12 protein-coding genes are annotated in these 13,758 nt (G+C 60.0%); 4 read left to right on the top strand and 8 right to left on the bottom strand.

The features are described 5' to 3' along the window. Positions 1–16: 16 nt before the first annotated feature. Together CKW30_RS22950 and CKW30_RS22945 are read right to left on the bottom strand one after the other, a co-directional pair. Complete coding sequence (locus tag CKW30_RS22950; RefSeq protein ID WP_095182003.1) at positions 17–841, bottom strand: NAD(P)-dependent oxidoreductase; 825 nt, start codon at positions 839–841, stop codon at positions 17–19. A 272-nt stretch (positions 842–1,113) separates the two neighbouring features. Next, a complete protein-coding gene (locus tag CKW30_RS22945; protein WP_016775185.1) occupies positions 1,114–2,409 on the bottom strand; it encodes an OprD family porin in 1,296 nt (431 codons plus the stop codon). A 309-nt stretch (positions 2,410–2,718) separates the two neighbouring features. Here CKW30_RS22945 and CKW30_RS22940 point away from each other — a divergent pair, with 309 nt between their 5' ends. Together CKW30_RS22940 and CKW30_RS22935 are read left to right on the top strand one after the other, a co-directional pair. Continuing rightward, positions 2,719–4,374 carry an MFS transporter gene (locus tag CKW30_RS22940; protein WP_071172840.1) on the top strand — a complete coding sequence of 552 codons (1,656 nt, stop codon included), beginning with the start codon at positions 2,719–2,721 and terminating at the stop codon, positions 4,372–4,374. Beyond that, a complete protein-coding gene (locus CKW30_RS22935; protein WP_095182002.1) occupies positions 4,371–5,513 on the top strand; it encodes an HlyD family secretion protein in 1,143 nt (380 codons plus the stop codon). The genes CKW30_RS22940 and CKW30_RS22935 overlap by 4 nt, the downstream gene beginning before the upstream one ends. A 125-nt stretch (positions 5,514–5,638) precedes the next feature. Here CKW30_RS22935 and CKW30_RS22930 read toward each other — a convergent pair whose 3' ends face one another. Then, positions 5,639–5,833, bottom strand: coding sequence for a hypothetical protein (locus CKW30_RS22930; RefSeq protein ID WP_024013337.1), 195 nt, complete (start codon positions 5,831–5,833; stop codon positions 5,639–5,641). Positions 5,834–5,940: 107 nt separating this feature from the next. Between CKW30_RS22930 and thpR the strand changes: the two genes are divergently transcribed. Further along, entirely contained in the window at positions 5,941–6,480 is a 540-nt protein-coding gene (gene thpR, locus CKW30_RS22925) for an RNA 2',3'-cyclic phosphodiesterase (protein ID WP_095182001.1), read from the top strand. A gap of 258 nt (positions 6,481–6,738) precedes the next feature. On the opposite strand, the gene CKW30_RS22920 is transcribed toward thpR, so the two are convergent. The 5 genes from CKW30_RS22920 to CKW30_RS22900 all read right to left on the bottom strand — a co-directional run bounded on the left by CKW30_RS22920 (position 6,739) and on the right by CKW30_RS22900 (position 12,087). Then, complete coding sequence (locus CKW30_RS22920) at positions 6,739–7,836, bottom strand: polyamine ABC transporter substrate-binding protein (protein WP_095182000.1); 1,098 nt, start codon at positions 7,834–7,836, stop codon at positions 6,739–6,741. Positions 7,837–8,031: 195 nt separating this feature from the next. Next, a complete protein-coding gene (locus CKW30_RS22915) occupies positions 8,032–8,904 on the bottom strand; it encodes an ABC transporter permease subunit (RefSeq protein WP_095181999.1) in 873 nt (290 codons plus the stop codon). Continuing rightward, entirely contained in the window at positions 8,901–9,815 is a 915-nt protein-coding gene (locus tag CKW30_RS22910; protein ID WP_024013334.1) for an ABC transporter permease subunit, read from the bottom strand. Before CKW30_RS22910 ends, CKW30_RS22915 begins: the two co-directional genes overlap by 4 nt. Next, positions 9,812–10,954 carry an ABC transporter ATP-binding protein gene (locus CKW30_RS22905; RefSeq protein ID WP_039763289.1) on the bottom strand — a complete coding sequence of 381 codons (1,143 nt, stop codon included), beginning with the start codon at positions 10,952–10,954 and terminating at the stop codon, positions 9,812–9,814. Before CKW30_RS22905 ends, CKW30_RS22910 begins: the two co-directional genes overlap by 4 nt. Positions 10,955–11,325: 371 nt before the next feature. Beyond that, the gene (locus CKW30_RS22900; RefSeq protein WP_095181998.1) at positions 11,326–12,087 is read right to left on the bottom strand and encodes a gamma-glutamyl-gamma-aminobutyrate hydrolase family protein; all 762 of its coding nucleotides are present in this window, start codon (positions 12,085–12,087) and stop codon (positions 11,326–11,328) included. A 282-nt stretch (positions 12,088–12,369) separates the two neighbouring features. On the opposite strand from CKW30_RS22900, the gene CKW30_RS22895 reads away from it, so the two are divergent. Next, positions 12,370–13,746: a glutamine synthetase family protein gene (locus tag CKW30_RS22895; protein ID WP_007918694.1), complete on the top strand. Its 1,377-nt coding sequence runs from the start codon at positions 12,370–12,372 to the stop codon at positions 13,744–13,746. Positions 13,747–13,758: the final 12 nt, after the last annotated feature.

Genomic DNA, 13,758 nt, shown 5'->3' with positions numbered 1-13,758 from the left:
GGATCAAGTCGAGCGATCAATCGCCAAACGGGCCTGCTGCGACGAAGGCGCCGCCCTGATAGATCCGCGCCGGATCATCGTCGGCTGGCATCGGCTGCGCTTCGACCTTGTCGCGGAACACTTCCGAGGTGTCCTTGGCTTCGAAACCGAGGTGGCTGGCGTAGCGGTTGTCCCACCAGACGTCTTTGTTGGCGGACATGCCGTAGACCACGGTGTGGCCGACGTTTGGTGTGTACAGCGAGCGTTCGAGCAGTTGCGTGAGATCGTCGAAGCTCAGCCAGGTGTGCATCATCCGGCGGTTCTGCGGTTCGGGGAACGAGGAGCCGATGCGGATGCTGACGGTTTCGATGCCGTAGCGATCGAAGTAGAAACTGGCCATGTCTTCGCCGTAGGACTTGGACAAGCCGTAGTAACCATCGGGACGACGCGCCGAAGTGGCGTCGAGCTGTTGGTCCTGTTTGTAGAAACCGATGACGTGGTTGGAACTGGCGAAGATCACCCGTTTCACACCGTGCTTGCGTGCCGCTTCGTAAATGTGGAACACGCCGCTGATATTGGCGCCGAGGATTTCTTCGAACGGCCGCTCGACCGAAACGCCGCCGAAATGCAGGATCGCATCGACTCCTTCGACCAGTTGATGCACGGCTTGCTTGTCGGCGAGGTCGCAGAGCACGACTTCTTCGTGGTCATCGACGGCCGGGGCGAGGGCGGCGATGTCGGACAGGCGCAGCACATTGGCGTAAGGGCGCAGGCGTTCGCGCAGGACTTTGCCCAGGCCTCCGGCGGCACCGGTCAGCAGCAGGCGGTTGAAAGGAGCGCGGGGGGTAGAAATAGACGTCATGGCAATCCCTGAACACATTGTTATTAGGTTTGTTGTAGGTTGTCGTATGACTGCGCTGAAGTATCGGTAGGGTTTCCGGATCTTGTCAACGCGACTTTTGGTGTAGATGACGGAAGGGGCGATTCATTTTTTCAACACCCGATACCTGCCTTGCAATGCAATCCCCTTGTGGGAGCGAGCCTGCTCGCGAAGGCGTTGTGCCAGTCAGAACAAGTCGACTGGTCCGGCGCTTTCGCGAGCAGGCTCGCTCCCACAGGGCAAACCGCCAACCGTTACAACAACGAAATCGGATAGCTGATAAAGATCCGGTTCTCGTCAAATTCGTTGGTGCTGAAGTCCCGGCGAATGGTCGCGTTGCGCCATTTCACGTTGAGGTTCTTCAGCGGGCCGCTCTGCACGGTGTAGGCCAGTTCCGATTCGCGGCCCCATTCCTTGCCGTCGTTGGTGGTGGCGGTGTGTACGTTATCGCCGCTGATATAGCGGTTCATCAGGGTCAGGCCAGGCACGCCCAGCGCAACGAAGTTGTAGTCGTGACGCACCTGCCAGGAGCGCTCTTTGGCGTTGTCATAACTGGCGTTGTAACTGTCGTTGGCCAGGGTGCCGCCGCTGGTGCCGTTGACGCGCATCCAGGCATCGTCGCCGGTGAGTTTCTGCAGGCCGACGTAGAAGGTGTTGCCACCATATTTCGCCGAGAGCAGGGCGAACGCGGTCTTGTTGTCGAGGTCGCCGGCCTGAGCGCTGCCGTCTTCCTTGCCGGTGAAGAAACCGAGGTTAGCGCCCAGCGTCCAGTCGCCCATTGGCTGGCTGTGGCTGAGGTTGAAATACTGCTGCTGATAGATGTCGGTGAGCTCGGCGTACCACACGCCGACCATCGTGCGTTTTTCGTTGAAGCTGTATTCGCCGCCGCCGAAGTTGAAGCGATCGGAGGTGAACGCACCGCGGCCGTTCATCGACATGTCTTCCATGCTCGCGTCGTTGCGCGGGCTGTTGCCACGGAACTGGCCGCCGTACACGGTCAGGCCGTTGATTTCAGTGGACGTGATCTGGCCGCCGCGAAAGGTCTGCGGCAGGGAGCGGCCGTCGTCGGAGCGCAGGATCGGCAATACAGGCATCCATTCACCGACCTTCAATTCGGTTTTCGAGACTTTGGCTTTCAGCGCCACGCCGAGGCGGCCGAAATTGTCAGCCGGGCGCCCGTCATCATGGATCGGCAACAGTTGCGTGCCGCCAGTGCCTTTGCCGCCATCAAGCTTCTGCGAATACAGCCCGAGCACATCGAGGCCGAAGCCCACCGTGCCTTGGGTGAAGCCGGATTTGGCATCGAGAATGAAGCTCTGCGTCCACTCTTCAGCCTTGCCCTGCGGATAGGCCGGGTTGACGAAGTTGCGGTTGAAGTAGGCGTTGCGCAGGTTCAGCGTGGCTTTGCTGTCGTCGAGAAAGCCTTCGGCATCGGCGCTCATCGGCAGGGCCAGAGCGAGGCTGCTGCAACCGATCAGGCTCAGGGTCGAACGTGGCTTGAAATGGGCAAAACGTGAAGGGCGGACGGAATTGCGGGCGAGTGGGCTCACTGTGACGCTCCCTGGATCGTTTGTTGTTTTTATTATTTGTCATACGTCGTCGTACAACATCGATGCGGATATTTCCCAGATTTACGGGGATTGTCAACTGGAAGTTATGCGATGACTTCCCATGCGACCCCGAACCCATGTGGGAGTGAGCCTGCCCGCGAATGCGGACTTTCAATCAATGAAGTTGTCGACTGACACAGCGCTTTCGCGAGCAGGCTCGCTCCCACAGGGTTCCTTGGTGTCTGTCGAGTCGTGTATTGCCCGTCAAATTGCGGCAAACTTCCTCCACCCCCAGCACCAGGCCGATTCATGGATAAATACGCCCCGCGCAACTGGCAACCCCACGAAAAGCCCAGCCTGCCCGGTTCTCCGTCGACCCCGTTGCATTCCACGCCCAAGCGCCTGGCGTACGCGGCGGTTGGCGTGCTGGTGGCGGTGACCGGTGGGCTGGGAAACTCGCTGGTGGTTGCCAACCTGCCTTACCTGCAAGGCTCGCTCGGCGCGACCACGGCGGAGATGGCCTGGCTGCCCGCGGCGTATGTGATGACCAACGTGTCGATGAACCTGCTGCTGGTGAAGTTTCGCCAGCAGTTCGGCTTGCGCGCGTTCACCGAAGTGTTTCTGGTGCTGTATGCGCTGGTGACCTTCGGCCATTTGTTCGTCAACGATCTCAACTCGGCAGTGGCGGTGCGGGCTGCCCACGGCATGGTCGGTGCGGCGCTGAGCTCGCTGGGTCTGTATTACATGGTGCAGGCGTTCCCGGCGAAGTGGCGGCTCAAAGCGTTGGTACTCGGCCTCGGCACGTCGCAACTGGCGTTACCGCTGGCGCGGCTGTTTTCCGAAGACCTGTTGCAGATCGCCGAATGGCGCGGTCTGTACCTGTTCGAATTGGGCATGGCCCTGCTGTCACTCGGCTGTGTGTTGCTGCTGAAGCTGCCGCCCGGTGACCGCTTCAAGACCTTCGAAAAACTCGATTTCCTCACCTTCGCCATCCTCGCCACGGGTGTGGCGTTGTTGTGCGCGGTGCTGTCGCTCGGGCGCATCGACTGGTGGCTGGAGGCGGACTGGATCGGCGTGGCGCTGGCCTGTTCGATCGCGCTGATCATTATGGGCCTGGCTATTGAGCACAATCGCAGCAACCCGATGTTGATGACACGTTGGCTGGGCAGCGGAACGATGATTCGCCTGGCGCTGGCGGTGACCCTGATCCGCATGGTCACCTCGGAGCAATCCACCGGCGCCGTGGGGTTCATGCAGAACCTGAACATGGGCTATGAGCAGTTGCACAGTCTGTATGTGGTGATGCTGATCGGCAGTATCGCTGGGCTTGCCACCAGCGCTTTGACCATCGACCCCAAACATTTGCTGATGCCGTTGATCATTTCCTTGGCGCTGATGGCCACCGGTTCGGTGATGGACAGCTTCTCGAACAACCTGACCCGCCCCGAAAACATGTATTTCAGTCAGTTCCTGCTGGCGTTCGGCAGCACGTTTTTTCTCGGCCCGACCATGGTCTTCGGCACGCGTAACGTGCTGACCAATCCGCGCAACCTGGTGAGCTTTTCCGTGCTGTTCGGGATCTGCAATAACCTCGGCGGACTGCTCGGCGCGGCGTTGCTCGGCACTTTTCAGATCGTGCGGGAGAAGTACCATTCCAGCCACATCGTCGATCATCTGGTGATGTCCGATCCGTTGGTGGCTGCGCGAGTGCAGAGCGGCGGCTCGGCGTTCGGCGGTTTGCTCGCCGACCCGAGCCTGCGCAATCTGGCCGGCATTCGCAGCCTCGCCAATGCGGCGACACGCGAAGCGAACGTGCTGGCCTATAACGATGTCTTCATGCTGATCGCGGTCATTGCCGTCCTGACCATGATCTGGCTTTCGATTCGCGCGTTGTGGCTGATGAGCACCACCAAAGCCATTGAACCGACACCTTCCGTACCACCCAGCGGTGCCACTTCTTCATGACCGAACCGACCACCACAACCACCAATGCCATTGCCGCCACGCCTGAAGGTGAGGCGCCGCCATCGTCACCCAATACCGCGCCGCGTTCGCTGCGGGTGCGGATCATTTCTTCGCTGGGCTTTGCCGCAATCGCCATCGTCGGTGTCCTGATCGTGCTGTATGCGTGGCAACTGCCGCCGTTCAGCAGTGCGGTCGAAACCACCGAAAACGCCTTGGTGCGCGGGCAGGTGACGATCATCGGCCCGCAGCTCAGCGGCTATGTGTTCGAGGTGCCGGTGCAGGACTTCCAGTACGTCAAGGCCGGGGATCTGCTGGTGCGTCTGGACGACCGCATTTATCAGCAACGCCTCGACCAGTCCCTGGCACAACTGGCAGTGCAGAAGGCCGGGCTGGCCAACGTCGTGCAGCAACGCAACAGCGCTGAAGCGACGATCAAATTGCGCCAGGCAGTGTTGGCCGACAGCCAGGCGCAGTTGCGCAAGAGCGAGGCCGATCTGCGGCGTAATCAGGAACTGGTGCGCGACGGCTCGGTGTCCAAACGCGAGTTCGACGTGACCCTTGCTGCCAACGCGCAGAGCACGGCTTCTGTGGCGCAGGCCAAGGCCAATCTGGAAATCGCCCGGCAGGATCTGCAAACGGTGATCGTCAATCGCGGCTCGCTGGAGGCCTCCGTGGCCAGTGCCGAAGCGGCGGTGCAACTGGCGCGCATCGATCTGTCGAACACGCGGATTGTCGCCCCGCGCGACGGCCAGCTCGGGCAGATCGGCGTGCGCCTCGGCGCCTACGTCAACTCCGGCGCGCAGTTGATGGCGTTGGTCCCGGACCAGAAATGGGTGATCGCCAACATGAAGGAAACCCAGATGGCCAACGTACGTGTCGGGCAACCGGTGCGCTTCACCGTCGACGCCTTGAACCACCGCAGATTCACCGGCCATGTGCAGCATATTTCGCCGGGCACCGGCTCGGAATTTGCCTTGCTCCAGGCCGACAACGCCACCGGCAACTTCGTCAAGATCGCCCAACGGGTGCCGGTGCGCATCACCATCGATCCCGATCAGCAGGAAGCAGAACGCTTGCGGCCGGGGATGTCAGTTGTTGTCAGCATCGACACCGCCGCCGGCGACACCCAACCCCACTGATCAATGCATAACCCTGTGGGAGCGAGCCTGCTCGCGAAAGCGTCGTATCAGTAACATTTCTTTATCTGACACACCGCTTTCGCGAGCAGGCTCGCTCCCACAGGATTAGTGCTCACGGGCTCTATTCATTCGGGCGAGGGGGTGACCCGGCAACTTTTGCGGTTGCGAATCTGCTCGTCGCTGGGCCTCTCGCGAACGAATTCGAAACGCGGTTCGCCTTCGCTGTAATGCACCAGCCAGCCCCATTCCAGTTCGCTTTCGTCCTGTCCGGGATGTGGTGGCCGGGCCCACCAGGGTTCTTTGCTGAGGATCTCGCGCATGGCAGCCTCCGGTTGATGGCAATCCCTGAACTATAGCTTCCTGTCGCGAGTCGTCAGAACAGGCTGTGTAGAATCGGCGCGATCATGACGAACAAGGGGGCAGGGCAATGATTGATGGGGTGCGCAAGGATGAACCTGCAAAGCGGCTGTTCTTTGCCCTGGATTGCCCGCCGGCGCAGCGCAAGGCAATCGCCCAGTGGCGCGCAGAACTGGGCCTGCGCAGCGGCAAACCGGTGCCGGCGGATAACTTTCATCTGACTCTGCTGTTCCTGGGTGCGGTGCCGTTGGCGCAGATTCACGGCGTCTGCGAAGCAGCGGGCAGTGTGCGTATTCCGGGCGAAACGTTGCGTATTGAGCTGGATCGCTTGCAGGTCTGGCATCGCGCCGGTGTGCTGTCGCTGGCGCCCGAGCAGGCACCGCCGGCGCTGTTGCGCCTGGTCTACGCGCTGGAGCAGGCGATGCTGCCGTTCGGTTTTGAACAACCCACCCACGAGTTCCGTCCGCACTTGACGCTGGCCCGCGAGTACCGCGCGCCGGAGCCGGAAGCGCGCACGCCGCCGGAGTTTTTCCTGCGCCCTGAACGCTTCGGCTTATTCGAATCGCACAAGGGCCGCTATCGAGTTGTGCAGGACTGGTCGCTGATCTGAACGGACAAAAAAAGGCGCCCGAAGGCGCCTGCAAATTCACCCGAGCCGAGGGAGCCGGGTGAGGCCGTTCAGAGCAGGATGCAGCGGTGGTAAGGCGCTGCGTGAACGGAAATCTGGCAATGTCCGAATTCGATCGAAAACCTGTGGGAGCTGGCTTGCCAGCGATGGGGCCAGCGCATCTAGCGTCATCGTTGTCTGACCCACCGCCATCGCTGGCAAGCCAGCTCCCACAGGGTTTATCAGTGTTGACTGGTGGGCTTATTTACCGAGCTTCACCCGCGTCCAGCCGCGCGTCATGATCCGCTGTGTGGCAATCGGCTGATCCGGCACTGCATACAAAGTCGCCATCACCGCTTGCGACGGATACGAGCCCGGTTCGTTGCGGATCGCTTCGTCCACCAGTGGCGTGGCGGCTGCGTTGGCGTTGCTGTAGCCGATGCTGTTGGTGACTTCGGCGATGATGTCCGGGCGCATCAGGAAATCCATGAACAGGTAGGCGTTGTCGACGTTCGCCGCATCACGGGGGATGGCGACCATGTCGTAGAAACTGCCGGCGCCTTCCTTGGGAATGCTGTAGTCGATCACCACGTTGTTGCCCGATTCCACCGCGCGGGCCTTGGCCTGCAGGACATCGCCGGAGTAACCGACCGCCACGCAGATGTTGCCGTTGGCCAGATCGGAGATGTACTTCGAGGAATGGAAATACGCTACGTACGGGCGGATTTTCATGAACAGCGCTTCGGCTTCGGCGATGTGCGCCTTGTCCTTGTCGTTCACCGGATAGCCCAGGTAGTGCAGGGCGGCCGGGAGCATTTCGGTTGGCGAATCGAGGAAACTGATGCCACAGGCTTTGAGTTTTTCCGCGTTCTCCGGTTTGAACAGCAAGTCCCAGGAGTTGGTCGGGGCGTTGGCGCCGAGCACTTCCTTGACCTTCGCCGGGTTGAAACCGATGCCGATCGAGCCCCACATGTACGGAAAGGCATGGGCATTGTCCGGATCACTGGCGGCGGCGTTTTTCAGCAGCACCGGGTTAAGATTCTTCCAGTTCGGCAGCTTCGACTTGTCCAGCGGCTGGTAGACGCCGGCTTTGATCTGCTTGGCCAGAAAACTGTTCGACGGCACGACGATGTCATAGCCGGATTTGCCCGCGAGCAGGCGCGCTTCCAGAGTTTCGTTGCTGTCGAAGACGTCGTAGGTCACGCGAATGCCGGTCTCGTCTTCGAATTTCTTCACGGTGTCCGGCGCGATGTAATCGGACCAGTTGTAAACACGCAGCACCTTGTCGTTGGCCTGGGCGCCCATGACCATTGCGCCCATTAAGGACAGTGTCAGCAGAGTCCTGCCAAACATTTTCATCGGTACAACTCCCTTCTTCTTATTCAAAAACACAAAAGCTCGGTGCACTTGAACCTTGTGGCGAGGGGATTTATCCCCGCTCGGCTGCGTAGCAGTCGCAAAACCTGAATACGGAGTCTTCAGGTAGAACTGCAGGGGCCGCTTCGCAGCCCAACGGGGATAAATCCCCTCGCCACAGTTGTTCATCGGTGTTGCTCAGGCAGTCGCCGTTGCCGGCTGTTGCCACGACTCGCTCGCCGTCTGCTCCATCGCTTCCTGAATCGCCCGTTTGCGGTTGGCTTCGGCCTTGCGGCCGAAGTACCAGACCAGGAAAGTCACCAGCGACACTGCCAGCAGAATCAGGCTGGCCACGGCGTTGATCTCAGGCTTCACACCCAGACGCACCGCCGAGAACACCTCCATCGGCAGCGTCGTCGAGCCCGGCCCGGAGACAAAACTCGCCAGCACCAGATCGTCCAGCGACAAGGCAAACGACATCATCCCGCCGGCGGCCAGCGACGGCGCGATCATTGGAATGGTGATGAGGAAAAACACTTTGAATGGTTTGGCGCCGAGGTCCATCGCCGCTTCTTCGATCGACAGATCCAGCTCGCGAAGGCGCGCGGAGACTACCACCGCGACATAGGCTGCACAAAAGGTGGTGTGGGCGATCCAGATGGTGACGATGCCGCGCTCCTGCGGCCAGCCGATCAGCTGCGCCATCGCCACGAACAGCAGCAACAGCGACAGACCGGTGATCACTTCCGGCATCACCAACGGCGCGGTCACCAGGCCACCAAACAGCGTGCGACCCTTGAAGCGCGTCACCCGCGTCAGGACGAACGCCGCCAGCGTCCCCAGTGCCACAGCGGCAATCGCGGTGTAGCAGGCGATTTCCAGCGAGCGCACCACCGAGCCCATCAGTTGCGTGTTGTCGAGCAGGCCGACATACCACTTGATCGACCAGCCGCCCCACACCGTCACCAGTTTCGAGGCGTTGAACGAGTAGATCACCAGAATCAGCATCGGCAGATAAATGAACATCAAGCCGAAGATCAGCATGAATTTGGAAAAGTTGAAGCGTTTCATCCCCGTGCCTCCATCTCTTTGGCCTGGCTGCGGTTGAACAGCAGAATCGGCACAATCAGGATCAACAGCATCACCACCGCCAGCGCGGAAGCCACCGGCCAGTCGCGGTTATTGAAGAACTCCTGCCACAGCACGCGACCGATCATCAGCGTCTCCGGGCCACCCAGCAGTTCCGGAATCACGAACTCGCCGACCACTGGAATGAACACCAACATGCAGCCCGCGATGATGCCGTTCTTGGCCAGCGGCACGGTGATCTTCCAGAAGTTGTTGAAGTTACTCGAGCCCAGATCCTGCGCGGCTTCCAGCAGGCTGTTGTCGTGCTTGACGAGGTTGGCGTAGAGCGGCAGAACCATGAACGGCAGATAGGCGTAAACCACACCGATATAGACGGCAGTGTTGGTGTTGAGGATCTCGATCGGGTGGTCAGTGAGTCCGGTCCACATCAGAAATCCGTTGAGCAACCCGTTGTTGCTGAGGATGCCCATCCACGCATACACGCGGATCAGGATCGCCGTCCAGGTCGGCATCATGATCAACAGCAGCAGGACATTTTGCGTTTCCTTGCCGGTCTTGGTGATCGCGTACGCCATCGGGAAACCGATCACCAGGCACATCAGCGTGCTCAATGCCGCGACCTTCAGCGAGCCGAGGTACGCCGACAGGTACAGCTCGTCTTCGCCGAGCAGGGTGTAGTTGCCGATGTTCAGCAGCAGCTGGAATTTCTGTTCGGCGAAGGTGTAGATCTCCGAGTACGGCGGGATCGACAGCGCGGCTTCCGAGAAGCTGATCTTCATCACCAGAAAGAACGGCAGCATGAAGAACAGGAACAGCCAGATGAACGGAATGCCGATCACCAGTTTTCGTCCGCTGGGCACCAGGCGCAAGAATTGCTGATTGAAAGTTCTCATGAGCGCAGCACCACGCCGCTGTCGTCTTCCCACCAGACGTAGACTTTGTCGTCCCAGGTCGGCCGCGCGCCACGCCGCTCGGCATTGGCCATGAACGACTGGACGATCTTGCCGCCGGGCAGCTCGACGTAGAACACCGAATGGCCGCCGAGGTAGGCGATGTCGTGGACCTTGCCTTCGGACCAGTTGTAGCGGAACTCCGGTTGGGTGGTGCTGACGAGCATTTTTTCCGGGCGAATGGCGTAAGTGATCGACTTGTCCTGCACCGACGTGCTGACGCCGTGACCGACATAGATCTTCTGCTGCAAGTCGGGGCTGTGAATGATCGCGTGGCCTTCCAGATCTTCCACCACGGTGCCGTCGAAGGCGTTCACGTTGCCGATGAATTCGCAGACCATGCGGCTGACCGGCGCTTCATAAATGTCCACCGGGCTGCCGATCTGCGCGATCCAGCCCAAGTGCATGATCGCAATGCGCTGGGCCATGGTCATGGCTTCTTCCTGGTCGTGGGTCACCATCACGCAGGTCACACCAACGCGCTCGATGATTTCCACCAGCTCAAGCTGCATCTGCGAACGCAGCTTTTTATCCAGCGCGCCCATCGGCTCGTCGAGCAGCAACAGTTTTGGCCGTTTGGCCAACGAGCGGGCGAGGGCCACGCGCTGCCGCTGGCCGCCAGACAACTGGTGCGGGCGGCGTTTGGCGTATTGGGTCATGTGCACCAGACGCAGCATTTCTTCGACGCGGGCATCGATTTCGCTGGCCGGCAAACGATCCTGCTTGAGGCCGAAGGCAATGTTCTGCGCCACGGTCATGTGCGGGAACAGCGCGTAGGACTGGAACATCATGTTGATCGGCCGCTCGTACGGCGGCATGTCGGTGATGTCCACGCCATCGAGCAGAATCCGCCCCTCGGTCGGCCGCTCGAAACCGGCGAGCATGCGCAGCAGCGTCGATTTGCCCGAACCGGAACCGCCCAGCAGCGCGAAGATTTCGCCCTGATGGATCTCCAGGGACACATCGTCCACGGCCACGGTTTCGTCGAACTTCTTGGTGACACGATCGACTTTCACCAACACCTTTTTCGGTTGCTGATGACCTTCGAGTGCCTTGCGGTAAGTGCTGGAGGCGTTTGCCATGTGAAACTCCCAACAGGTGTCGTGTGCCTGGCCAATGTGGCCGGGCTTAAGTGGATTGCAAGCCTGTAAGCGCTGCCCCGGTCGAATCGCCGCAATACCCTGTGGGAGCTGGATTGCCAGCGATGGCGGTGGGTCAGTCACCTTTAAGGTTGAAGGTGACGGCCTCATCGCTGGCAAGCCAGCTCCCACAGGGTTTTGCATTGTTCTGACACGTATTGCACTTACCGATCCGGCTTGTTCGGCGCCGCCGTCCTGGCTGCCTGGGTCGTACTTGTTGTTATCACGGGTGTTGCGGTTCACGGCTGACGGATGTGCAGATGCACATCCGTCAGCCGTGGGGGCAGTAAATTGTTATCGAGTCTGGGATTGCGTCAGCGCTGACTGCGCTTCGCCGCCCGTTGCCGGCACGCTGCGCCGAACGCCTGGAAAATCTTCAGGTAGTTCGGGTTGTCCAGCACTTGCCATTCCGGGTGCCATTGCACGCCGAGGGCGAAGGTCGGGCTGTGCTCGACCGAGATCGCCTCGATCAAACCGTCCGGCGCCACGGCTTCAGCACGCAGGCCGGGAGCGAGGCGGTCGATGCCTTGGCTGTGAATCGAATTGACCTGAAATTTGTCGGGCAGCCCCAACGCTTCGAACACGCCGCCAGCGATCACGCTGACCGCATGGGCCGGTGCATATTGCACGGCCACATCCGGGCTGTCGGCTTCGCGGTGATCAAGCATGCCGGGCAGCTCATGCACCTTCTGATGCAGGCTGCCGCCGAACGCCACATTCATTTCCTGGAAACCACGGCAGATGCCGAGCACCGGAACGCCCGCCGCGATGGCTGCACGCAATAAAGGAAGGGTAGTGGCGTCACGGGCCGGATCGTGATCCGTGCCGGGCGCACTGGCCGCGCCTTGATAGTGGAAGGGCTCCACGTTCGAGGGTGAGCCGGTAAGCAACAGACCGTCGAGCTGACCGAGCAGGTCATCGATTTCAGTCAGGTTGCCGAGGGAAGGAATGACAACTGGCAACCCTTGAGCGCCAACGCTGACAGCACGTACGTACTTGTCGCCGCTGATGTGATAGGGGTGCAGGCCAATCTGTTTGACGCACGCAGTAACGCCGATCAATGGCTTGAATGCCATTTTTATTCACCTCGAAGTCTGTCACTTGAACGAGCTTTTCCGGAGCTTAGCCTCGTTGATTTTAATTAACAACTGCCATGTAAAAAATTCTAAACGCCGGTCGTCAAATCGCTCAGGTTTACCGGGGTTTAGCGACGAATATGGCACGAGAGTGTTAAGAAAAGCCCGAAAAATAAAGGCTTCAGGGCAGAGTGTTCGCTATTGACTTCACTTTGCCTTTCGGATTGACTGGCTGCGCAATACGGTGGTGAACATAATAATTAACAGCTAAATAGGTGCATCATGTCGGTCCCTCTGCGTACCGTTCAACTCAACGAAGCCAACGCATTCCTTAAGAAATATCCTGAGGTTTTGTACGTCGACCTTCTGATTGCGGATATGAACGGTGTGGTGCGCGGCAAGCGCATCGAACGCACCAGTCTTCATAAGGTGTACGAAAAAGGCATCAACCTGCCGGCGTCGCTCTTTGCGCTGGACATCAACGGCTCGACGGTGGAAAGCACCGGCCTGGGCCTGGATATCGGCGATGCCGATCGCATCTGTTACCCGATCCCCGGCACCCTGAGCATCGAGCCGTGGCAAAAACGCCCGACCGCTCAACTGCTGATGACCATGCACGAGATCGAAGGTCAGCCGTTCTTCGCCGACCCGCGTGAAGTGCTGGCCAACGTCGTGCGCAAATTCGATGATCTCGGCCTGACTATTTGCGCGGCGTTCGAACTCGAGTTCTACCTGATCGACCAGGACAACGTGAATGGCCGTCCGCAATCGCCACGTTCACCGGTATCCGGCAAGCGTCCGGTGTCGACTCAGGTCTACCTGATCGACGATCTCGACGAATACGTCGATTGCCTGCAAGACATCCTCGAAGGCGCGAAAGAGCAGGGCATCCCGGCGGATGCCATCGTCAAGGAAAGCGCCCCGGCGCAGTTCGAAGTCAACCTGCATCACGTCTCCGACCCGATCAAGGCGTGCGATTACGCGGTCCTGCTCAAGCGTCTGGTGAAGAACATCGCCTACGACCACGAGATGGACACGACCTTCATGGCCAAGCCTTATCCGGGCCAGGCCGGCAATGGTTTGCACGTGCACATTTCGATTCTGGACAAAGAAGGCAACAACATCTTCGCCAGCGAGGATCCCGAGCAGAACGCCGCACTGCGTCACGCGATCGGCGGTGTGCTCGAGACCCTGCCGGCGCAAATGGCGTTCCTCTGCCCGAACGTCAACTCGTACCGCCGCTTCGGCGCGCAATTCTATGTGCCGAACTCGCCGAGCTGGGGCATCGACAACCGCACCGTGGCCGTGCGCGTGCCGACCGGTTCAGCGGATGCCGTGCGCATCGAACACCGCGTCGCCGGTGCCGATGCCAACCCGTACCTGCTGATGGCGTCGGTGCTGGCCGGTATTCACCACGGCCTGACCAACCAGATCGAGCCCGGCGCGCCGGTCGAAGGCAACAGCTACGAGCAGAACGAGCAGAGCCTGCCGAACAACCTGCGCGACGCCTTGCGCGAGCTCGACGACAGCGAAGTCATGGCGCGCTACATCGACCCGATGTACATCGACGTGTTCGTTGCGTGCAAGGAAAGCGAGCTGGCCGAGTTCGAGAACTCGATTTCTGACCTTGAGTACAACTGGTATCTGCATACGGTGTGATCACAGACACCA

The organism is Pseudomonas sp. Irchel 3F6 (assembly GCF_900187595.1).
Classification (GTDB): domain Bacteria; phylum Pseudomonadota; class Gammaproteobacteria; order Pseudomonadales; family Pseudomonadaceae; genus Aquipseudomonas; species Aquipseudomonas siliginis.
Note: the sequence above shows the minus strand (reverse complement) of the source record. Positions and strands in the feature narration are given on the sequence as shown.